Origin of the sequence: Pseudomonas sp. HN8-3 (genome assembly GCF_020790195.1) — a bacterium.
Classification (GTDB): Bacteria; Pseudomonadota; Gammaproteobacteria; order Pseudomonadales; family Pseudomonadaceae; genus Aquipseudomonas; species Aquipseudomonas synxantha_A.
The window spans coordinates 1,366,677-1,389,925 of sequence record NZ_CP086206.1; the positions used below are offsets into that span (position 1 = coordinate 1,366,677).

23 protein-coding genes are annotated in these 23,249 nt (G+C 58.6%); 16 read left to right on the forward strand and 7 right to left on the reverse strand.

The window, feature by feature from the left end:
* Positions 1 to 19 precede the first annotated feature (19 nt).
* Positions 20 to 1,021, forward strand: a complete 1,002-nt coding sequence (locus LJX92_RS06015; RefSeq protein WP_032877485.1) for a response regulator — start codon at positions 20 to 22, stop codon at positions 1,019 to 1,021.
* Between the two features lie 146 nt (positions 1,022 to 1,167).
* Here the strand turns inward: LJX92_RS06015 and LJX92_RS06020 are convergent, their stop codons facing one another.
* Both LJX92_RS06020 and LJX92_RS06025 read right to left on the reverse strand, forming a co-directional pair.
* Positions 1,168 to 1,422 (reverse strand): bacteriocin immunity protein, encoded by a 255-nt coding sequence (locus LJX92_RS06020; protein ID WP_078820448.1) that lies wholly within the window; start codon positions 1,420 to 1,422, stop codon positions 1,168 to 1,170.
* A 1-nt stretch (position 1,423) separates the two neighbouring features.
* Positions 1,424 to 3,454 carry an S-type pyocin domain-containing protein gene (locus tag LJX92_RS06025; RefSeq protein ID WP_228309416.1) on the reverse strand — a complete coding sequence of 677 codons (2,031 nt, stop codon included), beginning with the start codon at positions 3,452 to 3,454 and terminating at the stop codon, positions 1,424 to 1,426.
* A 769-nt stretch (positions 3,455 to 4,223) separates the two neighbouring features.
* Here LJX92_RS06025 and prfB point away from each other — a divergent pair.
* The 7 genes from prfB to LJX92_RS06060 all read left to right on the forward strand — a co-directional run bounded on the left by prfB (position 4,224) and on the right by LJX92_RS06060 (position 10,853).
* A protein-coding gene (gene prfB, locus LJX92_RS06030) for a peptide chain release factor 2 (protein ID WP_098465888.1) occupies positions 4,224 to 5,319 on the forward strand; the annotation gives its coding sequence in 2 pieces (ribosomal slippage) (positions 4,224 to 4,295 and positions 4,297 to 5,319; 1,095 coding nt in all).
* Positions 5,320 to 5,399: 80 nt separating this feature from the next.
* Positions 5,400 to 6,902, forward strand: coding sequence for a lysine--tRNA ligase (gene lysS, locus LJX92_RS06035; RefSeq protein ID WP_005785507.1), 1,503 nt, complete (start codon positions 5,400 to 5,402; stop codon positions 6,900 to 6,902).
* An 84-nt stretch (positions 6,903 to 6,986) separates the two neighbouring features.
* Positions 6,987 to 7,703: a TetR/AcrR family transcriptional regulator gene (locus LJX92_RS06040; protein WP_078820451.1), complete on the forward strand. Its 717-nt coding sequence runs from the start codon at positions 6,987 to 6,989 to the stop codon at positions 7,701 to 7,703.
* 53 nt (positions 7,704 to 7,756) lie between these two features.
* Complete coding sequence (locus LJX92_RS06045; protein WP_005785511.1) at positions 7,757 to 9,034, forward strand: flavohemoglobin expression-modulating QEGLA motif protein; 1,278 nt, start codon at positions 7,757 to 7,759, stop codon at positions 9,032 to 9,034.
* A gap of 108 nt (positions 9,035 to 9,142) precedes the next feature.
* Positions 9,143 to 10,048: an alpha/beta hydrolase gene (locus LJX92_RS06050; protein ID WP_032877483.1), complete on the forward strand. Its 906-nt coding sequence runs from the start codon at positions 9,143 to 9,145 to the stop codon at positions 10,046 to 10,048.
* Positions 10,045 to 10,371: a hypothetical protein gene (locus LJX92_RS06055; RefSeq protein ID WP_228309417.1), complete on the forward strand. Its 327-nt coding sequence runs from the start codon at positions 10,045 to 10,047 to the stop codon at positions 10,369 to 10,371. Before LJX92_RS06050 ends, LJX92_RS06055 begins: the two co-directional genes overlap by 4 nt.
* Before the next feature lie 170 nt (positions 10,372 to 10,541).
* Complete coding sequence (locus LJX92_RS06060) at positions 10,542 to 10,853, forward strand: hypothetical protein (protein WP_228309418.1); 312 nt, start codon at positions 10,542 to 10,544, stop codon at positions 10,851 to 10,853.
* Between the two features lie 402 nt (positions 10,854 to 11,255).
* Here the strand turns inward: LJX92_RS06060 and LJX92_RS06065 are convergent, their stop codons facing one another.
* The 3 genes from LJX92_RS06065 to LJX92_RS06075 all read right to left on the reverse strand — a co-directional run bounded on the left by LJX92_RS06065 (position 11,256) and on the right by LJX92_RS06075 (position 13,151).
* Complete coding sequence (locus LJX92_RS06065) at positions 11,256 to 12,041, reverse strand: OmpA family protein (protein ID WP_005785517.1); 786 nt, start codon at positions 12,039 to 12,041, stop codon at positions 11,256 to 11,258.
* Between the two features lie 56 nt (positions 12,042 to 12,097).
* Complete coding sequence (locus LJX92_RS06070) at positions 12,098 to 12,523, reverse strand: DUF4398 domain-containing protein (RefSeq protein WP_005785519.1); 426 nt, start codon at positions 12,521 to 12,523, stop codon at positions 12,098 to 12,100.
* A 283-nt stretch (positions 12,524 to 12,806) separates the two neighbouring features.
* Positions 12,807 to 13,151 (reverse strand): hypothetical protein, encoded by a 345-nt coding sequence (locus LJX92_RS06075; RefSeq protein WP_005785520.1) that lies wholly within the window; start codon positions 13,149 to 13,151, stop codon positions 12,807 to 12,809.
* Positions 13,152 to 13,347: 196 nt separating this feature from the next.
* Here LJX92_RS06075 and ppc point away from each other — a divergent pair, with 196 nt between their 5' ends.
* The 6 genes from ppc to LJX92_RS06105 all read left to right on the forward strand — a co-directional run bounded on the left by ppc (position 13,348) and on the right by LJX92_RS06105 (position 19,802).
* Positions 13,348 to 15,993, forward strand: a complete 2,646-nt coding sequence (gene ppc, locus LJX92_RS06080; RefSeq protein ID WP_228309419.1) for a phosphoenolpyruvate carboxylase — start codon at positions 13,348 to 13,350, stop codon at positions 15,991 to 15,993.
* 280 nt (positions 15,994 to 16,273) lie between these two features.
* Complete coding sequence (adk, locus tag LJX92_RS06085) at positions 16,274 to 16,921, forward strand: adenylate kinase (RefSeq protein ID WP_005785523.1); 648 nt, start codon at positions 16,274 to 16,276, stop codon at positions 16,919 to 16,921.
* A gap of 91 nt (positions 16,922 to 17,012) precedes the next feature.
* Complete coding sequence (gene tsaB, locus LJX92_RS06090; protein ID WP_228309420.1) at positions 17,013 to 17,699, forward strand: tRNA (adenosine(37)-N6)-threonylcarbamoyltransferase complex dimerization subunit type 1 TsaB; 687 nt, start codon at positions 17,013 to 17,015, stop codon at positions 17,697 to 17,699.
* A gap of 160 nt (positions 17,700 to 17,859) precedes the next feature.
* A complete protein-coding gene (locus LJX92_RS06095) occupies positions 17,860 to 18,162 on the forward strand; it encodes a hypothetical protein (RefSeq protein ID WP_032877477.1) in 303 nt (100 codons plus the stop codon).
* Entirely contained in the window at positions 18,162 to 19,022 is an 861-nt protein-coding gene (locus LJX92_RS06100) for a DUF72 domain-containing protein (protein ID WP_228309421.1), read from the forward strand. Before LJX92_RS06095 ends, LJX92_RS06100 begins: the two co-directional genes overlap by 1 nt.
* A gap of 81 nt (positions 19,023 to 19,103) precedes the next feature.
* Positions 19,104 to 19,802, forward strand: a complete 699-nt coding sequence (locus LJX92_RS06105; protein WP_032877475.1) for an extensin family protein — start codon at positions 19,104 to 19,106, stop codon at positions 19,800 to 19,802.
* Positions 19,803 to 19,805: 3 nt separating this feature from the next.
* Here LJX92_RS06105 and LJX92_RS06110 read toward each other — a convergent pair whose 3' ends face one another.
* Positions 19,806 to 20,426: a hypothetical protein gene (locus tag LJX92_RS06110; RefSeq protein ID WP_032877474.1), complete on the reverse strand. Its 621-nt coding sequence runs from the start codon at positions 20,424 to 20,426 to the stop codon at positions 19,806 to 19,808.
* A gap of 96 nt (positions 20,427 to 20,522) precedes the next feature.
* Here LJX92_RS06110 and LJX92_RS06115 point away from each other — a divergent pair, with 96 nt between their 5' ends.
* Positions 20,523 to 21,305, forward strand: a complete 783-nt coding sequence (locus tag LJX92_RS06115) for a class I SAM-dependent methyltransferase (RefSeq protein WP_032877472.1) — start codon at positions 20,523 to 20,525, stop codon at positions 21,303 to 21,305.
* 91 nt (positions 21,306 to 21,396) lie between these two features.
* Here the strand turns inward: LJX92_RS06115 and LJX92_RS06120 are convergent, their stop codons facing one another.
* Entirely contained in the window at positions 21,397 to 22,050 is a 654-nt protein-coding gene (locus LJX92_RS06120) for a TetR/AcrR family transcriptional regulator (RefSeq protein WP_078820459.1), read from the reverse strand.
* A gap of 93 nt (positions 22,051 to 22,143) precedes the next feature.
* Between LJX92_RS06120 and LJX92_RS06125 the strand changes: the two genes are divergently transcribed.
* Positions 22,144 to 23,244: an efflux RND transporter periplasmic adaptor subunit gene (locus LJX92_RS06125; protein ID WP_032877470.1), complete on the forward strand. Its 1,101-nt coding sequence runs from the start codon at positions 22,144 to 22,146 to the stop codon at positions 23,242 to 23,244.
* Positions 23,245 to 23,249: the final 5 nt, after the last annotated feature.

Below are 23,249 nucleotides of genomic sequence, written 5' to 3' on the forward strand. Positions count from 1 at the left end.
GTAATTCAGGTGACTGCACATGAATGATTTACAACTCGACGACTTCAAGACCGATGAGAACGCCGCCATGGTGCTGCTGGTCGACGATCAGGCCATGATCGGCGAAGCCGTGCGGCGCGGCCTGGCCCATGAAGAAAACATCGACTTCCACTTTTGCGCCGACCCGCACCAGGCGATTGCCCAGGCGATCCGCATCAAGCCGACGGTGATCCTGCAGGACCTGGTAATGCCCGGCCTCGACGGCCTGACCTTGGTGCGTGAATACCGCAATCACCCGGCGACCGCGAATATCCCGATCATCGTGCTGTCCACCAAGGAAGACCCGCTGATCAAGAGTGCGGCCTTTGCGGCCGGCGCCAACGATTACCTGGTCAAGCTGCCCGACAACATCGAGCTGGTGGCGCGTATCCGCTATCACTCGCGGTCCTACATGACCCTGTTGCAGCGCGACGCGGCCTACCGTGCGCTACGGGTCAGCCAGCAACAGTTGCTGGATACCAACCTGGTGCTGCAACGCCTGATGAACTCCGACGGCCTGACCGGGCTGTCCAACCGCCGCCACTTCGACGAATACCTGGAACTGGAGTGGCGCCGCGCCATGCGCGACCAGACCCAACTGTCGCTGCTGATGATCGACGTGGACTTCTTCAAGACCTACAACGACAGCTTCGGCCACGTCGAAGGCGATGAAGCCTTGCGCAAAGTCGCCGCCGCTATCCGCGACGCCAGCAGCCGCCCTTCGGACTTGCCGGCGCGCTACGGCGGAGAAGAATTTGCCCTGGTCCTGCCCAACACCTCGCCGGGCGGTGCGCGCCTGGTGGCAGAAAAACTGCGTATGGCGGTGGCGGCCCTGAAAATCCCGCACATTGCCCCGGCAGAAGGGGCGAGCCTGACCATCAGCATTGGCCTGTCGACCTTGACGCCGGTGCAGGGCACGGACTGCCGGCAGTTGATCATGGCGGCGGACAAGGGGCTGTATACGGCCAAGCATAATGGGCGCAATCAGGTGGGGATTGAGTGAGTTGGGACCAGCGTAACTCCAGGTGAGGAATTTATGCCCATCCTACACCTGGAATTTCAAAGCTTGTGAGTTGAGTGCGAATGAAGAAAGGTTGAAACAAGAACTCCGCCATCAATGCCTAGCCGATGACGGAGTTTGCCGGGGCGTTACCCCTCTTTAAAGCCAGGCTTACCATTAGCGGCGCGCCATTCTTTGACTTCTTTTACGATGCCTTCAGGGCTGTCTTCTCTGTCATCTCTCGGATAATAGACGAGATCTGATCCGTCAGGATGTTCTGTAAGACGCGTGAACTCTAATAGCATTTCGTCATCTTCTTCCTCAGTACGAGCACTCGCGTCACAAAGAGAGATTACGAAGTTTAAAAATTCGGTTTCTGTGTACTCGGAAATTGAAGTTTTCATCCTAATTACCTTTACCATGAATTTGTTTGTGGAGTTTTGGCGTGACTATGTAGATGTTGTCTATGTCGAAAACGTCTCCGCCTTTGGAGATGAATATCTTATGGTGGAGCTCGAATTTACCAGATTTTCCTGCATGCTCTAATTCGCTTGTATATGGGGCTTTGCCGTTAAGTATTCTTTGTAGGTTTTGACGGTTGAACTGATTCGCCAGTTCCGAGTCGTTCGCAATAGATTTCCAGAAGGCTTCGCGAAATGCTCTGAAGTTTTTAAACTCCTGACCTTTAAGCTTGTCGGCAATTTGCGAAGGTATAGGGGAGCCTTCCCCTTGTGAGGCCGCTCCTAGCCAGGAGCCGGTTATAGATTGCCCGTTGCCTGTCACAACTCCTAGGTCTTCCCGTCGATCCCTGAAAAACACATAGATGGGAGGTAAGCCAGAGTTGACCGGGAAGACAGTGATGAAGTCGTCAAATCCCGCCTCAGCAGCGGCCGGAAAACTGTCAATCCTTCCTTCAGCGGGAGTTACGGTAGCTCCCGCATAGACAGGCGGTTCAGGTTGATCAACGGGCAGCGTTGTTGAGCTATCCCCAGGGGCAACGATAGGTGTCCAGATCAACGTTCTTGGTGGAATGTCACTTGTCGTGACGGTGTATACCTTCTGCCCAGGATCATAGGTCGCAGCAACCACCTTGACCTTGGAAGGCACGCTTGTACCGTCGGCAGTGACCACGAATACTTCTGACCGCCCATCGGTAGCCGTCTTCGAACTCATTCGAACCGGCAGGTCGATTGTGCCGTTGACTGCCGAGGTTATCGTCGACTCGTTGAGGTCTGGTACCAAGGTTGAGATCGGTGTACCAAGCGCATAACGCTCTGGAAGTTCTCCATTTGCGAGTTTGGGGGAATAGACCAACGCTGAAACACCGACCATTAAGCCACTCGCGGTACTTGCGACCAACTCCGTCAATGCGGCCACTGCTGACCGAATAGCAGCTTGCAGCGTGATGGTAATGCCTTCTGCTGTAGCGATAGTCCCGACTGAGGTCATGACTATCGCTTGAGTCGCAGCAGCGGTGCCCGACAGTCGATAGGTATTGGTTACTCGTACCGCTTCAATACGCGCCTGGGCCGTGGCTACCTGCTGCGCACGTCCTGCGAGGTCGCTGATTGCATTGGAGGCGTTGGCAAGAAACCGCGCGGACTCTGACTTCAGCACAAAATCATGGTGGCTGAGCCATCTCACCCCAAGAGCGGTGTTCTGCTGCAGATAAATAAGCTGTTTCAGTCCCTCAAGCTCGGGTTTGCTCAGTGGCGGTGTAACCCGTGGGTTGGCTGCGGGATAGTAAATCATCAACCCGTTCCGGTTTATGGCTAACGGTGGGTCAATAGGTTTGATCGCAGCCATCGTTTCTTCGATCATTTTGTCCAGCGTGTTTTTGTAAAGCATGAGGGTCTGGTCGGGTGTCAATCCAACGACAGAACCGGCAAGAGAGGCGAGTTCCACCTGCAAATATTCCGGCAGCAACTGCACCTGAATTTCCAACTCATCGGCAATGGCCTTCAGATACTCATTGTGTAAATTTGCCCAGCCAGGATCATGTTCGGCTAAATTGGCCTCCAGCGTTTGCCGGGCCTTTGCCAACCCTGAAAGTTTTTTAGCCAGAATGTCTATGGAGAGCGAGAGAGCCTTGAGTTCTTGCGCGGCTCTCCAAACGTTGTCGTAAAGTGTGTACGTATCGCCCAAATTTTTTATCGGGTCAGAGGATGCAAGCGTTTCACGTAGTTTTGTATAGGTTAAGTTTTCCATCAGATAAAAAGGGCTTTGATCATAGAGCCCATAGATGAGTGGCGCAGTATTGGTGTATTTGGTTTTTTTTGCGTCGATGATTTCAAGTGCGATTTTTTGATCGAGAATGGCTGAGGCTGTCTCTGTGAGAGGCTGTGAAGCTTTCGCGGCTTGCTGTTTCTCTGCGAGTTCGCGTTCAGTTTCAGTCGTTAGCGTTGCGAACCGTGCGCTGTACTCTGCGTCAATCAAGGATTGATTGTACTGTTGCTCTCCAATGAAATCAGCGGTGGTGCTAGGGAAGTCAAACTGCTTGAAGCGGCTACGGTCTCCTTCACCTCGACGAGGCCCTTCTTGAAGGCCCCAGCCATCTCCACTTCCTGCTTAGCCTCCGCCTTCACCACCCCAATAAGTGTTTCGTCTCCCGGCGGTAATTATCGTGGGCTTGAGTTCTAAAGGTTGTCCTGGTTGCCACCCTTGCTGGGCCATAGGGTCTCTCCGTTTTTATGAGAGTGATCGAGTTTGAAAGTTTGTACGTCCTGAAAAAAGCTCAGTCGCTTTGATCGAACTTATTTGAGCGGGAAGGAGTAAAAAACTGATGGCGTTTTGATTTGATTTTATGTCTGTAGGAGTATTTGTAAGACGGGTCTGAAACTGATGTATTTATATTCTTGTATATTTGTGACTTGAGTCTTGGGGCGATTTGGCTAGAAACCTAATTGTTTGTTTTTGTTAGGGTGGGTTGGATTGTGCTCTTTTAGGCGGGCTCTGATTTTGATGTTCAGATTATTTGTATAAACAGATGAACGGTCATTTTTGAGCGAGTAGTAGGTGTGGTTTTTCTAACGCGGGGTATCGCCCTCCCGCAGGAAACGCTTTGGTGGTCGCGCATCTGTTAGCGAAGCTAGCGTGAGGAGAGGAAGCGCCGCCTTGGCAGAATCGGCCAAGCGGGCTGCCGTTCCCAGCCGTTTGCCGTTATACTCGCCGGCTTTCAAAAGTTCGCCAACGAGTGCTGCCCGCCATGGAAATCAACCCGATCCTTAACACCATCAAGGACCTGTCCGAGCGCTCCGAAACTATTCGGGGGTATCTTTGACTACGATCAAAAGCATGAGCGTCTGACCGAGGTCAACCGCGAGCTTGAAGATCCGAGTGTCTGGAACAAACCTGAATACGCCCAGGAACTGGGGCGCGAGCGCGCTGCGCTGGCGCAGATCGTCGACACCCTCGACGAGCTGAACACCGGTCTGGCCGATTGCCGTGACCTGCTGGACATGGCTGTCGAAGAAAATGATGAAGGCGCAGTGGGCGATGTCGTCGCCGAGCTGGCCCGTCTCGAGGAAAACCTCGCCAAGCTCGAATTCCGCCGCATGTTCAGCCATGAAATGGACCCGAACAACGCCTACCTGGACATCCAGGCCGGTTCCGGCGGCACCGAGGCCCAGGACTGGGCCAACATCCTGCTGCGCATGTACCTGCGCTGGGCCGACAAGCGCGGTTTCGACGCGACCATCATGGAACTGTCCGCCGGTGAAGTCGCCGGTATCAAGGGCGCGACCGTGCATATCAAGGGTGAATACGCCTTTGGCTGGCTGCGTACCGAAATCGGTGTGCACCGCCTGGTGCGCAAGAGCCCGTTCGACTCCGGCAACCGTCGTCACACTTCGTTCTCCGCCGTTTTCGTCTCGCCAGAGATCGACGACAAGGTGGAAATCGAGATCAACCCAGCCGACCTGCGCATCGACACCTACCGTTCCTCCGGTGCCGGTGGTCAGCACGTAAACACCACTGACTCGGCCGTACGTATTACCCACGTACCGACCAACACCGTGGTCAGTTGCCAGAACGAACGTTCCCAGCACGCCAACAAGGATACCGCCATGAAAATGCTGCGGGCCAAGTTGTACGAGCAGGAAATGCAGAAGCGCAACGCCGCTTCCCAGGCGCTGGAAGACACCAAGTCGGATATCGGCTGGGGTCACCAGATCCGTTCGTATGTACTCGATGCGTCGCGGATCAAGGATCTGCGCACCAACATCGAACGCAGCGACTGTGACAAGGTACTCGACGGTGATATCGACGAATACCTGGAAGCCAGCCTGAAATCCGGCCTGTAACACCCCTGTAGGAGCGAGCTTGCTCGCGATCCCCAGCCGAAGGCTGGGGAAAACGTACCTGTGATGGAATTTCAAAAGACATGAGCGACCAACAACTCGACCCGCAAGCCCTGCAACAGGAAGAAAACTCCCTGATCGCCCTGCGCAAGGAAAAGCTTGCTGCCGAGCGCGCCAAGGGTAACGCCTTCCCCAACGACTTCCGCCGCGACAACTACTGCGATGCCTTGCAGAAACAGTACGCGGACAAGACCAAGGAAGAGCTGGCAGAAGCGGCGATCCCGGTCAAGGTGGCAGGTCGCATCATGCTCAACCGTGGCTCGTTCATGGTGATTCAGGACATGACCGGGCGTATCCAGGTTTACGTCAACCGTAAAACCCTCTCGGAAGAAACCCTGGCCTCGGTGAAAACCTGGGACATGGGTGACATCATCGCCGCAGAAGGCACCCTGGCCCGTTCCGGCAAGGGCGACCTGTACGTCGAAATGACCAGCGTGCGCCTGCTGACCAAGTCCTTGCGCCCTCTGCCGGACAAGCACCACGGCCTGACCGACACCGAGCAGCGCTATCGCCAGCGTTACGTTGACCTGATCGTCAACGAAGACGTGCGCCAGACCTTCCGTGTGCGTTCGCAAGTCATTGCCCACATCCGCAGCTTCCTGATGCAGCGTGACTTCCTGGAAGTGGAAACGCCGATGCTGCAAACCATCCCCGGTGGTGCCGCAGCCAAGCCATTTGAAACCCACCACAACGCGCTGGACATGGAAATGTTCCTGCGTATCGCGCCGGAGCTGTACCTCAAGCGTCTGGTGGTCGGCGGGTTTGAGAAGGTGTTCGAGATCAACCGCAACTTCCGTAACGAAGGCGTCTCGACCCGTCACAACCCTGAATTCACCATGTTGGAGTTCTACCAGGCCTACGCCGACTACGAAGACAACATGGACCTGACCGAAGAACTGTTCCGTGAACTGGCGCAGCTTGTTCTGGGGACTACCGACGTGCCGTACGGCGACAAGGTGTTCCACTTCGGCGAGCCGTTCGTGCGTCTGTCGGTGTTCGACTCGATCCTCAAGTACAACCCTGAGCTGACCGCTGACGATCTGAACGACATCGACAAGGCTCGCGCCATCGCCAAGAAAGCCGGCGCCAAGGTGTTGGGCTTTGAAGGCCTGGGCAAATTGCAGGTGATGATTTTCGAAGAGCTGGTCGAGCACAAGCTGGAGCAGCCACACTTCATTACCCAGTACCCGTTCGAAGTGTCGCCGCTGGCGCGTCGCAACGACGACAACCCGAACGTCACTGACCGTTTCGAACTGTTCATCGGCGGCCGCGAAATCGCCAACGCCTACTCCGAGCTTAACGACGCGGAAGATCAGGCCGAGCGCTTCATGGCTCAGGTGGCCGACAAGGACGCCGGTGATGACGAAGCCATGCACTACGACGCCGACTTCGTACGTGCCCTGGAGTACGGCATGCCGCCGACTGCCGGTGAAGGCATCGGCATCGACCGGCTGGTGATGTTGTTGACCAACTCGCCATCGATCCGCGATGTGATCCTGTTCCCGCACATGCGGCCACAAGCGTAACCGTTGCGAAATCCGAAGCCGCCTTTTATAAGGCGGCTTTTTTATGTGGCGTATTCCAGTGTCACTTTTAAAGGAAGAAGTGTGGTGAACCGCGTAATGGCTCAAGAAGGTGCCGCCGGCATTGCTGCTGCCGTGGCTGAAAGCGTTCAGTACCAGGGCCGCAAGGCCAGCCGCCGCGGCAGCGAACAACGCCGCCAGGACATTCTCGATGCGGCCATGCGCATCGTGGTGCGCGAAGGGGTGCGTGCCGTACGCCATCGAGCCGTCGCGGCGGAGGCGGGTGTGCCGTTGTCGGCCACCACCTACTATTTCAAGGATATCGATGACCTGCTCACCGACACCTTCGCCCAATACGTCGAGCGCAGCGCGGCCTTCATGGGCAAACTGTGGGTGCGTAACGAGGGCTTGTTGCGCGAGATGGTTGCCTATGGCGATGGCAGCCCGCAGTCGCGCGCGCAACTGGCCGATGACATTGCCCGGCTGACCGCCGATTACGTGCTGCGCCAACTGACCAACCGCCGCGAATACCTGATGGCCGAGCAGGCGTTTCGACAGGAGGCCCTGCTGAACCCGCGACTGGCTGAACTGGTGCGCTCCCATCAACAGATTCTGTTGCAGGGCACCGGGCAGTTTTTTCAAGTGTTGGGCTCCCGTGAGCCGCAGCAGGATGCCAAGGTGTTGACGGCTATCATCAGTCGGATGGAATATCAGGGCCTGTTGGGCGGCGCAGAGCCTCTGACCGGTGAAGAGATGCTTGAAATCCTCAAGCGTTACATGCACCTGGTATTGGCCTCGGTCTGACAGCATTCGAGCAAAGCCTGACAACGCTCAACGTTTAAAGAGGAAAACACCGGGTGGACGATTACCAGCAGACGATACGCAGCTTGTCCGATCGCATTGTGCTGGCGCAGACACCGATCCGGGTTCTCGACGCAGTAAAGTGGGACGAGAACATCCGCCAGGGATTCCTCAAGGCCAAGGGCAAAGCCATGCCTGCCGTGGACCGCGATTACTACCTGAACCGGCCCCTGTCTTTCGATTCCAGTGCGGTGAAGCTGGAGTTCCAGAACATCGAGCGCGACATCACCCGCCGCCTGGGCCAGTTCAGCCCGGTGGGGCAGATCATGCGGCGCATGTGCCGCGAATACCGCATGGTGGTGCGTATGCTTGAAGCGCGCGGCACCGAGGACTTTGGCCTGATATCCCAGGAACTGTACGGCGCTGCCTCCGATGCGTTCCACGCCGGCGACCCGACCCTGGCAGACCTGGGGCTGATGCTGTCGGACTACCTGAACAATATCGATGGCCGGGGCGATCTGAAGGACGAAGCCAAGACCCTCACCGCCAAGGATGCGGTGAGCCTGCTGCAAACGCGTCTGAACAAAGTGTTTGGCGAGGCAGAAGAGACCATCCGCGTGTTCGAGTCCGACGGTATCGTCGCGGATGCGGCGGCGGGCGCCGACTATATCAAGATCCGCGCCGACGCGATGTTCAACGACCGCGACGTGCGCGCCCTGGAAGTGCATGAAGGGCTGGTGCATGTGGGCACCACGCTCAATGGCCAGAACCAGCCAATCTGCACGTTCCTGTCCAAGGGTCCGCCGTCGTCCACCGTGACCCAGGAGGGCCTGGCGATCCTGATGGAAATCATCACGTTTGCCTCCTATCCCAGCCGCTTGCGTAAATTGACCAACCGTACCCGCGCCATCCATATGGTGGAGGAGGGCGCCGACTTCCTGCAGGTGTTCGAGTTCTTCCGTGAGCAAGGCTTTGAAATGGCCGAAAGCTATGGCAACGCCAGCCGGGTGTTCCGTGGTTCAGTGCCGACCGGTCTGCCGTTTACCAAGGATTTGTCCTACCTCAAGGGCTTTATCATGGTCTACAACTACATCCAGCTCGCCGTGCGCAAAGGCAAGTTGGAACAAGTGCCGCTGCTGTTCTGTGGCAAGACCACCCTGGAAGACATGCGTACCCTGCGCCAACTGGTAGACGAGGGGCTGGTGGTACCGCCCAAGTACCTGCCGGAGCAGTTTCGCGATATGAACGCGCTGGCGGCGTGGATGTGTTTTTCCAACTTCCTCAACCACTTGAGCCTGGATCGGATCGAGGCGGATTACTCCAATATCCTTTAGGTATTTCATTGAAGCAACCGGGTCACCGTGTGGGAGGGGGCTTGCCCCCTCCCACCATTGGATCTTCACAAGACTTCAGGTTTCAACTCACCTACGAGGTTTCAACGGATGAGAATCCTCGGCATTTTATGCCTGCTACTCACATTGAACGGCTGCAGCTCCTTGCTGTTCTATCCCGAGCCTGGCCTGCCCTTCACGCCGGAAAAAGCCCGCCTGCAATACCGCGACGTCACTATCACCACTGCTGACGGCCTCAAGCTCCACGCCTGGTGGTTGCCGGCTAAACCCGGCGTACCTCTGAAGGGAACGGTGCTGCACCTGCACGGCAACGGCGGTAATCTCGCCTGGCACCTGGGCGGCAGTTGGTGGTTGCCGGAGCAAGGCTATCAAGTGCTGTTGCTCGATTATCGCGGCTATGGGCTTTCGCAAGGCAAACCGTCCTTGCCGGCGATCTATCAGGATATAGACGCAGCATTCAGCTGGCTCGACAAAGCTCCTGAAACCCAGGGGCAACCATTGATTGTGCTCGGCCAAAGCCTGGGCGGCGCGCTGGCGGTGCATTACCTGGCGGCCCATCCGGCGCGTCAACCCCAGCTCAAGGCGCTGATACTGGATGGCGTACCCGCCAGTTATCGTGACGTAGGACAATTCGCCCTGAGCACGTCCTGGTTAACCTGGCCGTTGCAGGTGCCCCTGTCGTGGCTGGTGCCCGACGCCGACAGTGCAATCAATGCCATGCCCCAACTGACCGGTGTGCCAAAACTGTTGTTCCACAGCCTGGATGATCCCATCGTGCCAGTGGCCAATGGCATCCGCCTGTATCAAGTGGCCCCTGCGCCAAGGGTGTTGCAACTGACCCGTGGCGGCCATGTGCAGACGTTTGCCGACAAGACCTGGCAAACCGTCATGCTGCGTTACCTGGACGACCCGCAGCACTTCAACGGCCTGCGCCGGCTGGGCGAGATTCCGAATTATCCAATTCCTAAAGTTGATTCATCAGAGAGCCCGCAATGAGTGAAGAACGCAACATGATCCCGCTGATCCTCACCGGCATCGGCACTATCATCGGTACCGTTGGGTGCTTGTGGTATTACGGCTACCTGCACTTCGCCAAGCCGCAAGACGCGTTGCTGCTCAGCGACTTCACCATGCTCAAAACCGTGCCGGGGGAGGATTACAAAATTTCCCTGACCCCTGCCGCGCAGGTGGCGCAGTGCGTTGACGGCGTGTTGGTGATGTTTGATACCGAGCAAAAAGGCTTGAGCGGCGTGCTGGTGAACAACAAGAAGCAGGCCGTGCGTTGCATGGGGCAGGAAACTCCGCAACTGGAGCAGTGAGTCCTAACACCGCCGTTGTATGAAAACGTCCTTCAAGTCTCCTGATTAGTCAGGCGAGGTCTGTCCGAATCTATATAGCCTGGAACCATCTGTACTCGCTTGCCACAGATCGTGGACTGATCAGCTTGTCTGATCAGTGCATTGTATTAACTAATCTGGAGTACGAGTTTATGGACGGTATCGGCGGTTCACTTTCAGTTGGCGCGGGCTATTCAGTTGGCTCCGAGGCACCCTCGCAGGGCCTGGATCAGCTAATTCAGGACATCCGGGATAAAATTCAAGCCAAGCGCGGCGAAGGTTTGCAGGGTTCGGGCGGGGCCCAGGGGGCTGGAGGCGGGGAGAGCCTTGAAGAACTGCTCGAAAAGCTGAAGAAGTTGTTGGAAGAAAGAGCCGCCCTGGAGGCAAAAGACCCAGGTGGCACATCTGGCCAAGGCCAGATTCAGATGGGCGGCGGCGACAGCCCGGGCTCTATCGCGTTTTAATCCCCTGCCTTTGAAAGCCTGCCAGTGATTTGGGGGGGGCATGAGTGTGGCCGGCCCACGGCGTGCCGGTGCCACCACAGTATCTCCTCAAGAAGTCGCCTGGAACTGAATTGCGTAAACCGCCACAAACGGTGGTGTGAGTTCTTTACAGCGGGGCTGGGACGGTGGTGATAAATATTGATGCGATACGCAATATGCTGGCGATGGTCAGGGCGCATCAGGCGTTAGAACGACAAGATGCGCTGGAGCAGGCGCGTAACAAGTCGGCAGGCAGTTCGGCGCAGGGTTGCAAAGACCCCGGCATGATAAAACCGCCTGATGAAGACACAGATCGCCCAATCAATTTTTCCTAGCCAAAAAAAACCCACCGCGAGGTGGGTTTTTTTATCCGGCAACAATCAATCAGTTAGCAACGGAAGACCGTGGCTTGACTGGCTGGTTGTCGTTGGAGATGGTCACTTCAACGCGACGGTTCATGGCACGGCCCGAAACGCTGCCGTTGTCGGCAACTGGATATTCCTTGCCGTAGCCCTGGGTCACGATGCGCGAAATATCCACGCCTTGTTGAGCCAGTGCACGTTGCACGGAAGCTGCGCGACGCTCCGACAGGCTCTGGTTGTACGAGTCGGAACCCGTGCTGTCGGTGTAGCCTTCAACGATCACTTTACGATCCGGGTTATCGCGCAGGAACTGCGCCAGCTTGGTGATGTTCACCAGGCCGCTGGATTTCAGGTCGGACTTGTTGGTGGCGAACAGTACGTCACCGAAAGTCACCAGGGTGCCGCGATCGGTTTGCTTGGCGTTCAAGCTGTTTTGCAGTTGCTTGATTTGCGCGTCGCGGGCGTCCAGCAGGGCGCGGGCACGTTCGTCGCCGGCATTTTTCAGCTTGGCTTCGGATTCGCGCAGGACGATGGTGTCCTTGGCAACTTCAACACGCTGGTTGGTCAGGTAAGCGAGTTGGTCGACTTTCTTCTCGTCTTCGTTGTCGCGGTATGCCTTGTCAGCCTTGTCCAGCCATTCGCTGGCGTCTTTGGTTTCCAGGGCTGCCAGTTTGGTGGCTTGCGGGTTGGTTTGCAGGGCCGAGAAGTTAGTCCGTGCATTTTCCAGGTTCGCGTTCGGCGGGGTGGAGCAGGCCGCCAAGGCAACGCTCATCGCTAGCAGGGCAGGGATCATCAATTGTTTACGCATAGTCGTGTCGTCCTTTCAATTCGATATCAGGTGCGATGCAATCAAGGGGCAGTGGCTTACTTCTGCATGATTGCAGCTGGGCGCATGCCTTCCTTACGCAGTTCTTCAACAGCCTTCTGGGAATCCTTCACAGCCTGTTGAGCCTTGGCAGCCTGGGCTTTACGCTCGGCGACGCGGGCGTCCCATTCGGCTTGTTCAGCCAGCTGACGAGCTTTCTCGTAGTTCTTGTCGTGCATCGCGATTTCAGCTTCTTTGAGCTTGTCCTGAGCCGACTTCATTTCCACGGCTGCAAACTCGGTACCGCCAGCGCTCACGGCGCTGTTAACGGCCGATTGGGTCACGGCGTACTGCTCGGTTGGAGGGTTGCCGGCGCAGCCTGCCAGAACGAAGCTGGTGCCGATTGCCAGCGCGGCCAATTTGAGCCCGCGCAGGTGGTTAAACGAGGATTTGGCGGTGCTGGTGTTCATCGTCTTCAACTCCATTGGATAACTCCTGAAAAACATCAAAATCCATCGTGGCGTATCGGTTGCGGGCCCGGCGGTAAAGCTCATGAGGCCAGTTCAAACGACCGTTCCACAAGTGATGGCTACTGGCTGTGACCTGAGGCTTTTTTCAAAAGTTCAGCGGATATGGCGAATTGCCTGAAAAAATATCTGACTGAGTGGTCAGTGTTCAAAAGATGGAACTTTCGCAGCGCGAAACGGTACTCCGAGCCTGTAAAAAGCCCGGAATACCTGGGTTGGATTGACGTCAATAAAATGTTGTTCAGTGTTTCTGTTCGTCAGCGCTGGCGGACAAATCATGTAAATAGCGGCGGGACAACGTCAGAAACCTGGGTGTGAGCCCCACGTCTTCATACAGCGGGTCCCCCTCTTCATCGGTGGCAATCACTTGGTCGCCCTTGATATAGGGAAAGCTTTCTTCCAGCTCTTCAAGGGCGGCGCCGATCAGCTCGCCGAGCAGTTCTTCGACGTGGCGCTTGGGGTACATCTCGGCAATGGCGGCCAGCCTTGCGGCAGATTCCACATCCAGATGAATCGCGTACTCAGTCTTGGTCAGGCGACCCTTGGCGGTTTCTTCCCAATGCTGGGCCAGTTCTCGAATTTTCATGGCTACCTCAATAAGCCTGCGTTGGCAGGCGGTGATGAGTGACCAGCCGCCTGCGTGAATAACGCGACGGCTCATGCTTGAGACTAGCTTTAAGCCACAAGGTTTAAAGTCGTTTGCGTTCGGCCTTGTCAGAAACCGACGCCGACGGCACTCTGGAACACCTGCGCGTCCCGGATTTCTGGCTGGAGATTGGCTGATGAGTGATATCGATGCACGCTTGCGTGAGGATGTTCACCTGCTGGGTGAACTGTTGGGCAACACCATTCGAGAGCAGTACGGCGATGACTTTCTCGACAAGATCGAGCAAATCCGCAAAGGCGCCAAGGCTGACCGCCGCGGCGCCGTCTCGGACAAGGCGGCCGGCGACGAACTGAGTGCCAGCTTGAATCAGTTGCAAGAGGACGAGTTGCTGCCTGTTGCCCGGGCCTTTAACCAGTTCCTCAACCTGGCCAACATTGCCGAACAATATCAACTGATTCATCGGCGCGATGAATCGCAACCAGCGCCTTTTGAGTCCCGGGTGTTGCCGGAGTTGCTGGCGCGCCTGAAAAGCGAAGGGCACAGCCATGAATCCCTGGCCCGGCAGTTGGCACGGTTGGAGATCGAACTGGTGCTCACCGCCCACCCCACCGAAGTGGCTCGCCGTACCCTGATCCAGAAATACGATGCCATCGCCGCGCAACTGGCCCTCCAGGACCACCGTGACCTTACCAACGCCGAACGCGAGCAGATCCGCGAACGCTTGCAACGGCTGATCGCCGAAGCCTGGCACACCGAAGAAATTCGCCGCATCCGGCCCACCCCGGTGGACGAAGCCAAGTGGGGCTTTGCGGTGATCGAACATTCGCTGTGGCACGCCATTCCCAATTACCTGCGCAAGGCTGACCAGGCCCTGCACGCTGCTACCGGCTTGCGCCTGCCCCTGGAGGCTGCGCCGATTCGCTTTGCCTCGTGGATGGGCGGCGACCGTGACGGCAACCCCAATGTCACCGCGCCGGTTACCCGCGAGGTGCTGCTGTTGGCGCGCTGGATGGCAGCGGACTTGTACTTGCGCGACATCGATCAGCTGGCCTCCGAGCTGTCGATGCAACAGGCCAGCCCGGCGTTGCAAGCCAAGGTCGGCGACAGCGTCGAACCCTATCGCGCCTTGCTCAAGCAACTGCGCGAACGCCTGCGCGCCACGCGCCAGTGGGCCCACGCTTCGTTGACGGCCAGCACCCCGGCGCCTGCCGAAGTGTTGCAGAACAACCGCGACCTGCTGGACCCGCTGGAGTTGTGCTACCAGTCCCTGCATGAATGCGGTATGGGCGTGATCGCCGATGGGCCGCTGCTCGACTGCTTGCGCCGTGCGGTGACCTTCGGGCTGTTCCTGGTGCGCCTGGATGTGCGTCAGGACTCCAGCCGTCACTCGGCGGCCATGACTGAAATCACTGACTACCTGGGCCTTGGGCGTTATGAGGATTGGGACGAAGACGCACGCATCAGCTTCCTGACCCAGGAACTGGCCAGTCGTCGGCCGTTGCTGCCGGGGTATTTCAAAGCGTCGGCAGACACCGCCGAGGTGCTCAATACCTGCAAGGAAATCGCCGCCGCACCGGCTGCCTCATTGGGCTCGTATGTTATCTCCATGGCGGGTGCCGCCTCGGATGTGCTGGCGGTGCAGTTGCTGTTGAAAGAGTCGGGCGTACAACGACCGATGCGTGTGGTGCCGTTGTTCGAAACGCTGGCTGACCTGGATAACGCCGGGCCGGTGATGGAGCGGCTGCTGCAACTGCCGGGTTACCGCGCGCGCTTGCAGGGCCCGCAGGAAGTGATGATCGGCTACTCCGACTCGGCCAAGGACGCAGGCACTACCGCCGCCGCCTGGGCGCAATACCGGGCGCAGGAGCGTCTGGTCGATATCTGCCGCGAACAGCAGGTGGAACTGCTGTTGTTCCATGGTCGTGGTGGCACCGTTGGTCGTGGCGGCGGCCCGGCCCACGCGGCGATCCTGTCGCAGCCGCCGGGCTCGGTGGCAGGGCGTTTCCGCACCACGGAACAAGGCGAGATGATCCGCTTCAAATTCGGCCTACCGGATATCGCCGAGCAGAACCTCAACCTCTACCTGGCCGCCGTGCTGGAAGCGACACTGCTGCCGCCGCCACCACCGGAGCCTGCCTGGCGTCACTTGATGGACGAATTGGCGGCAGACGGTGTCAGTGCTTACCGCGCCGTGGTGCGGGAAAATCCGCAGTTCGTCGAGTATTTTCGCCAGTCGACGCCGGAGCAGGAGTTGGGCCGTTTGCCCCTGGGCAGTCGCCCGGCCAAGCGTCGCGCAGGCGGGATTGAAAGCTTGCGCGCGATCCCGTGGATCTTCGGCTGGACCCAGACGCGCCTGATGCTGCCTGCCTGGCTCGGCTGGGAGGCGGCATTGAGCAAGGCGCTGGAGCGGGGGGAAGGTGAGTTGCTGGCGCAGATGCGTGAACAGTGGCCGTTTTTCCGCACGCGCATCGACATGCTGGAAATGGTGCTGGCCAAGGCCGATGCCGATATCGCCCGTCTTTATGATGAGCGCCTGGTGCAGCCAGACCTGCTGCCATTGGGTGCGCATTTACGCGACCTATTGTCGCAGGCCTGTAATGTGGTGCTTGGCTTGACCGGCCAGTCGCAGTTGCTGGCCCATAGCCCTGACACCTTGGAGTTCATCCGCCTGCGCAACACCTACCTCGACCCGTTGCACCTGTTGCAGGCCGAGTTGCTGGCGCGGTCCCGTCGGCAAGAGGCGGCGCAAGACAGCCCTCTGGAACAGGCGCTGCTGGTGTCCGTGGCCGGTATTGCCGCCGGTTTGCGCAACACCGGTTGAGGTTTCTTGCGTGTTCTCAACGGCTTGCGGATCAACCACGACGACCGCCCTGAAAAGGGCGGTCGTTGTTTGAGGAGGCGGGTTGCGCTCAGGCACACCCTGTCGCTGACGTATGCCGGGTGCGGGTTTCTCCTACTTTTGGCGGCTTGTATGGTGAGGGCCCGCTGTGTATCTTGATCAGCCTTTGGCCGTTTGATCGGCCTGGACCCATATTTTTACGAGATTGGCCCCACGCGGCGAATCCGAGCGTCATCTCTATAAAAAATTGAGGAGCACATCGATGCGCGTCATTCTGCTGGGAGCTCCCGGGGCCGGTAAAGGTACTCAGGCAAAGTTCATCACTGAAAAATTCGGCATTCCACAAATCTCCACCGGCGACATGCTGCGTGCTGCTGTCAAAGCCGGCACCGAGCTGGGCCTGATCGCCAAGAGCGTGATGGACAGCGGCGGCCTGGTCTCCGATGATCTGATCATCAACCTGGTCAAGGAACGCATCAGCCAGGAAGATTGCAAGAACGGCTTCCTGTTCGACGGTTTCCCTCGCACCATTCCCCAGGCTGAAGCCTTGGTGAAGGCGGGTGTTGAGTTGGATGCGGTGGTTGAAATCGCCGTAGAAGACGAAGAAATCGTCCAGCGTATTGCCGGTCGCCGCGTTCACGAAGGCTCGGGCCGCGTTTACCACATCGTCTACAACCCGCCAAAAGTGGCAGGCAAGGACGATGTCACCGGTGAAGACCTGGTGCAGCGTAAAGACGACACCGAAGAAACCGTGCGTCATCGCCTGTCGGTCTATCACTCCCAGACCAAGCCACTGGTGGACTTCTACCAGAAGTTGTCCGCTGCCCAAGGCAAGCCGAAGTACAGCCATATCCCTGGCGTGGGTTCGGTAGAAGCCATTACCGCCAAGGTGATGCAAGCACTGAGCTGATCCCGCCATCAGCTTTGCGTACAACGGCCCGCTTGCGGGCCGTTGTTGTTTATACTGGCGCACTTTTTTCCCGATTTGGACACCCACACCGATGAGCACCCTGCTGGCCCTGGACACCGCGACTGAAGCTTGCTCCGTTGCCTTGCTGCACGATGGCAAGGTAACGAGCCACTACGAGGTGATCCCGCGCCTGCACGCGCAGAAGTTGCTGCCGATGATCAAGCAGTTGCTCGAAGACGCCGGTATCACCCTGGCTGCCGTGGATGCCATCGCCTTTGGTCGCGGCCCCGGTGCCTTTACTGGTGTGCGTATTGCCATTGGCGTGGTGCAGGGCCTGGCGTTTGCGTTGGAGCGTCCGGTGTTACCGGTGTCCAACCTTGCCGTGCTGGCCCAGCGCGCACTGCGCGAACACGGCGCCATGCAAGTGGCTGCGGCGATTGATGCGCGGATGGATGAAGTCTATTGGGGCTGCTACCGCGAAACTGCCGGTGAAATGCGTCTGGTGGGCGTGGAGGCAGTGCAGCCGCCAGAAGCGGCAGGGTTGCCGGCTGATGCCAGCGGTGAGTGGTTCGGTGCCGGCACCGGCTGGGGTTATGGCGAACGCATCGACGTGCATTTGGTAGGGCAGGACGCTGCGATGTTGCCCCATGCCGAAGATCTGCTGGCGTTGGCACGTTTTGCATTCGAACGCGGTGAGGCGGTCCCGGCGGATCAAGCGGCACCGGTTTACCTGCGCGATAAAGTGGCGCAGACAAAGGCCGAGCGCGGAATTATTTGACGCCAAAAATGTGGGCATTCGGTGGCAAATTTCGCCAATCGTCAGAATTTGCCGCGGTTTTTAAACCTTTTACAAATTATGTGTTCTAGTTATCACCAGAGCATTTGCGCACTACGGAAAGTGCCGCTAAATTGCCATCATTGATACCGAGTCTGCATGTATGCGTATAGACGGCTTCTCCTCACAGTCCTACCCTCTCAAGCGTAAGCCACGCAAGGCGAACGTGACGGTAGACGAGTCCGTGGAGGATTCGCCGGACTTTATTGAAGTCCACGCTGATTCGCCCTCCAGCGCCAAGGGGGCCGGGAGCGCACGTATCAGCGGCGTTCCTGCCCGCCAGCAAGACATGGTCTTCCCCCGCTCCATGAGCAAAAGCGTTGCCACCGCCCTGGCCAGTTACCTGACCACCGCCGGCTTTGTCGAATGGGATATGGAAGTGCTGGGTCTCGACATTCATATCTGATGGGTTTGCCTTATTACATTGGTTGCCCGTCCTGGAGTGAAAACGCCTGGCGCGAGTACCTGTACCCGGTGGAGGCGCGTTCCAGCGATTACCTCGGGCTCTATTCTCAAGTCTTCAATGCGGTTGAAGGCAATACCACGTTTTATGCTCGACCTTCGGCCGCTACCGTGCAGCGCTGGGCCGAGATCATGCCGGCTGATTTTCGCTTCACCGCCAAATTCCCAGGGGATATCAGCCATGCGGGTGACTTGCGTGAGCAATTGCCCGCGGCAGAGAGTTTTGTCAGTTTGATGAGCCCTTTGGGTGAGCGCGTTTCACCGCTGTGGCTGCAGCTCTCAAAAGCGTTTACCCCGCAGCGCCTGGCCGAACTGGCCGGTTTCCTCGATGGCATTGATCGTCCATTGGCCGTGGAGGTCCGGCACGAGCAGTTCTTCGCCAAGGGAGACGCTGAGCGTATGCTCAACCGCCTGTTGCGCGATCGTGGCGTCGAGCGCATCTGCCTCGACCCTCGCGCCCTGTTCAGTTGTACGTCAACCTCGGCGGCAGTGCTGCACGCCCAATCCAAAAAGCCCAAGGTGCCACCGCGCCCGGCGGCGCTGACCCAGTTTCCCCAGGTGCGCTTCATCGGGCATCCGGAGCTGCAGGCCAATGACCCGTTCCTGATCCCGTGGGTGGAAAAGATCGCCAGTTGGATCGAAGAGGGACGCACGCCGTACATATTCCTGCACACCTCGGACAACCGCCTCGCGGCACAACTGGCGTTGCGCTTTCATGCACAGCTGATGGCGCGCCTGCCCGGCCTGCCGCCGCTGCCCACCCTGCATCGAGAGCCCGTTGCGCAGCAACTGGGGTTACTCTAGGGGGCGTTCTCAATTAGTTTCCCCGGCGGGGAAACTAATTGAGAACGCCCCCTAGACATCCGATTTTTCAAGGATTGAGCCGTGGGTTCGATAAAAGTGCTGGGCCTGCTGTTGCTGCTGGCGGGCGCTTTCGCGCTGGGCGTCTGGCGTGGCTGGGTGCCGATGCCGGCTGAGTGGAACCCCTGGGCACCCCTGGATGTGCGCGCCAGTCCCAACCTGCTCACGCGCTACAAGCTCAGCCGTTTGCAGGATGATCCGGCGCTGTGTGACCAAGTCTTGAAAACCTCCGGCCTGCGGGTCAGCCGTCAGGCGGATACCGCTGCCGATGCGGCGTGCCCGTTGCGCAATGTCCTGCGTGTGCAGGGCGCTGAGGTGGCTCTGAGCAGCAGCTTTCTGGCCAGTTGCCCCCTGGCTGTGGCGTTCGCGTTGTTCGAGCGTCACAGCCTGCAACCGGCGGCCCAGGCAGTGTTCGGCCAGGCGGTGAGTCGGGTCGAGCATTTGGGCAGCTTTGCCTGCCGTAATGTTTACAACCGTGCCGACGGGCGCCTGAGCCAACATGCCTCGGCCAATGCCTTGGATATCTCCGGTTTTCGTCTGGCGGACGGGCGCAGCATCAGCGTGTTGAAGGATTGGCCGGGGGAGGGCGACAGTGCGCGTTTCCTGCGCTTGGTGCGCGATGGTGCCTGTGATGATTTCAACGTGGTGCTGAGCCCGGATTACAACGCTGCTCACCGCAACCATTTTCACCTGGATATGGGGCGATGGTGGGTGTGTCGCTGAGGCTTAAGCGGCCAGGCGCAGGTTGTGGGTCACCAGTGGGCGCGCCCAGTAGTAGTCGAAATCCAGCGCCTTCTGTTGCGCCATCAATTCTTCTTCGGGGTATGGCTCGGCAGCCGGTGGCAACAGGTCCAGTTCGAACTCGGCAATCGGCAAGTGCAGTGTGCGTGGCTCGGGGGCCGGGCCGGGCTCTGGTAGTGGTTGGCCGGCGTTCAGCACAATCGGGCGGACCCAACCGCTGTCGAAGTCCTGCTGGCGCTGCTGGGCGACGAGTTCTTCTTCCGGGAAGGGTATCGGCGCCGGTGGCAGCAACTCGGTTTCGAATTCGGCAATCGGCAGGAACAGCGGCTCAGGCGGGGCGATCTCGGTGTCTTTCACGTCACACTCACGCTGGGTGAGGATCTGCGAGAGCATGTCGGCGCCTTCGCCGGGTTCGACCGAAGGGTCGGCAGGTGCAGGCGCCTTGGCGGCCAGTGCCTGCGGCGTTTCACCGAGCTGTTCGGCCAGCGCCCGGGCGAAGAAGTCCTGCCACACATGACTCACCCCGGCCAGCGCTTGAGTATTGCGCAGGCCGTAGTGGTTGTGGGTCGGCAGTACACCGATGGTTAGGGGAAGAATGTCTGACATTTTTCTCGGTCGACGCTCAGCTCTGGCAAAATACCTGACTGCTGTTTTTATCGGCCGCTGTTTGCCGATCCTTAATATTTTTGAGCGTAGCGATTGATGAACGAACAACCAGCGGCCAGCCGCATCCAAGTCGAGGCGTTGGCCGACAGTTTCCAGGCCTGCGCCGAGCAGTGGGCTTCGCTGCTGGGCTTGCCTTTACAGGTGGCGGATGCGGATTTTTCCCTGCAAGTGGGCGAGCAGGGCCTGCAATTGCAGCAGCTTGGGCCCGATGCGCCGGGGCCGGTGCGGGTCGACTTTGTCGAAGGCGGCGCGGCACATCGGCGTTTATATGGCGGTGGCAGTGGGCAAATGATCGCCAAGGCCGTGGGCATCGCCCAAGGCGTACGGCCCAAGGTGCTGGACGCCACGGCCGGGTTGGGCAAGGACGCGTTCGTATTGGCCAGCCTGGGGTGCGAGATGAGCCTGATCGAACGCCAGCCGTTGATCGGTGCCTTGCTCGAAGACGGCCTGGCACGCGCTGCGCAGGATTTTGAAGTGGCACCGATTGTGGCGCGCATGAAGCTGCTCAAGGGCAACTCCATCGATGTGATGCTCAATTGGGAGGGCGAGCCGCCCCAGGTGATCTACCTGGACCCGATGTTTCCACACCGTGAGAAAACCGCCCTGGTGAAGAAGGAAATGCGCCTGTTTCGACCGTTGGTGGGCGATGATCCGGATGCACCGGCCTTGCTCGCTGCCGCCCTGGCTTTGGCCAGCCACCGTGTGGTGGTCAAGCGCCCGCGCAAGGCGCCGTGCATTGACGGGCCCAAGCCGAGTCATGCGTTGGATGGCAAGTCCAGCCGCTACGATATTTATCCCAAGAAAGCGCTCAAGCCATAAGCTGCAAGCAACAGCACTCATATTCGTGATGCTGCGAGATCCAAATGTGGGAGGGGGCTTGCTCCCGATGGTTACGGTCGGTTGCTGCACCCTACGCTGTTGTCGAGACCGGGCTGCGATAGGCCCGCATAAACAACTTCACCACGTCCTGCACATGTTCTTCTGCCTCTTCTGCGCTCAGTTGCCCGCCGCAGCCGTACAACAGGCGAAAGTTCGCGGTGCCCTTGAGCAGGCAAAAGAAGTGCTCCGCCGCTTTGAAGGGGTTGTCGATGTGTAAGGCACCGCTCTGGTCGATCTTGCCGAGCAGGCGCTCCATGCCTTGCAACATGCGCATGGGGCCGGCTTCGAAGAAGATCCGCGAGAGCTTCACGTCCTGATTGCCGGTGGTCATCATCAGGCGATGCAGGTTCACCGACTCCTCGCTGTTGATCAGCCGATGAAAGCCCCGTGCGATGTTCAGCAATACCGTCTCTACGGGCATGCCTGTGGGGAGCTCGAAATACATCACCGGCAATTGCTCTTCACATTTGGCCACTACCGCCGCGGTGAACAACGTCTCTTTATCGGTGAAGTGGCTGTAGACGGTGAGTTTCGAGACGCCCGCCGCAAGCGCGACGGCATCCATGCTGGTGTTCGCGTAGCCATTGCCCAGGAACAGGGATTTCGCGGCTTCGAGGATTGCCTGGCGTTTTGCCATGTCCTTGGGACGCCCGGGGCTGGCGGTGTTCACAGGATTGTCGGACATTTTTACCTTTAATACTGGACTGGCGAGTTTGGTATTAATAACATACCGGCCAGTATAATTATTCCAAGCTCCATTTGCGAAAGGTCCTTCAGCATGCGCAGCGCGTTCCTGCCCCTTGCTTTGCCTGTCAGCCTGGTCTTTTTATTGGCCGCCTGCGGCCATGAAGAAGCGACCCAGGCCACCGTCCGCCCCGCCATGGTGGTGCAGCCGCAGCCCTCGGCACAGGCAATGGACAGCTACCCCGGTGAAGTTCGTGCCCGTTATGAGCCGGACCTGGCCTTTCGCATCGGCGGCAAAGTCAGCAAGCGGCTGGTGGAAGAGGGCGAGCGGGTCAAGGCCAACCAGCCACTGGCTGAACTTGACCCCCAGGATGTGCGCCTGCAACTGGAAGCCAGTCGTGCCCAAGTGGCCGGCGCTGAGGCCAATCTGAACCTGGTGCGCGCTGAGCGCGATCGCTACAAGACCCTGATGGACCGTCAGATGGTCAGCCGCTCGCAGTACGACAACGCCGAAAACCTCTACCGAGCAGGTGAAGCGCGCCTGAAGCAGATCAAGGCCGAGTTCGACGTGTCGAGCAACCAGGCCGGATATGCCGTGCTGCGCGCGCCCCAGGACGGCGTGGTCGCCAAGCGTGCTGTCGAAGTCGGCCAAGTGGTCTCGGCGGGGCAGACCGTGTTCACCCTGGCCACCGATGGTGAGCGCGAAGTGCTGATCAGCCTGCCCGAGCAAGGCTTCGGCCGCTTCAAGGTCGGCCAGCCGGTGTCGGTAGAGTTGTGGAGCCAGCCCGAACAGCGCTTCGCCGGACGCATCCGTGAACTGTCACCCGCAGCCGACCCGAAATCCCGCACCTTCGCCGCCCGTGTAGCCTTCACCGGCGGTAAAGTCCCTGCCGAACTGGGCCAGAGCGCGCGCGTATTCATACAAACCGACGGCGTCATTGCGCTCTCGGTACCGCTGTCTGCCCTCAGCGCAGAGAACGGCGCGTCCTTCGTCTGGCGGGTAAAGCCGGACAACACCCTTGAGCGTACGACGGTGCGCATTGGTGCGTTCGGTGAAAAAAACGTGCCGGTGCTCGAAGGCTTGGCTCCCACCGACTGGGTGGTCGCCGCAGGCGTGCATGTGCTGCATGAGGGCCAGCAAGTGCGCCCTGTGGATCGCTCCAACCGTGTCGTGAATCTGGCGGCCAAGGAGTAATCCCG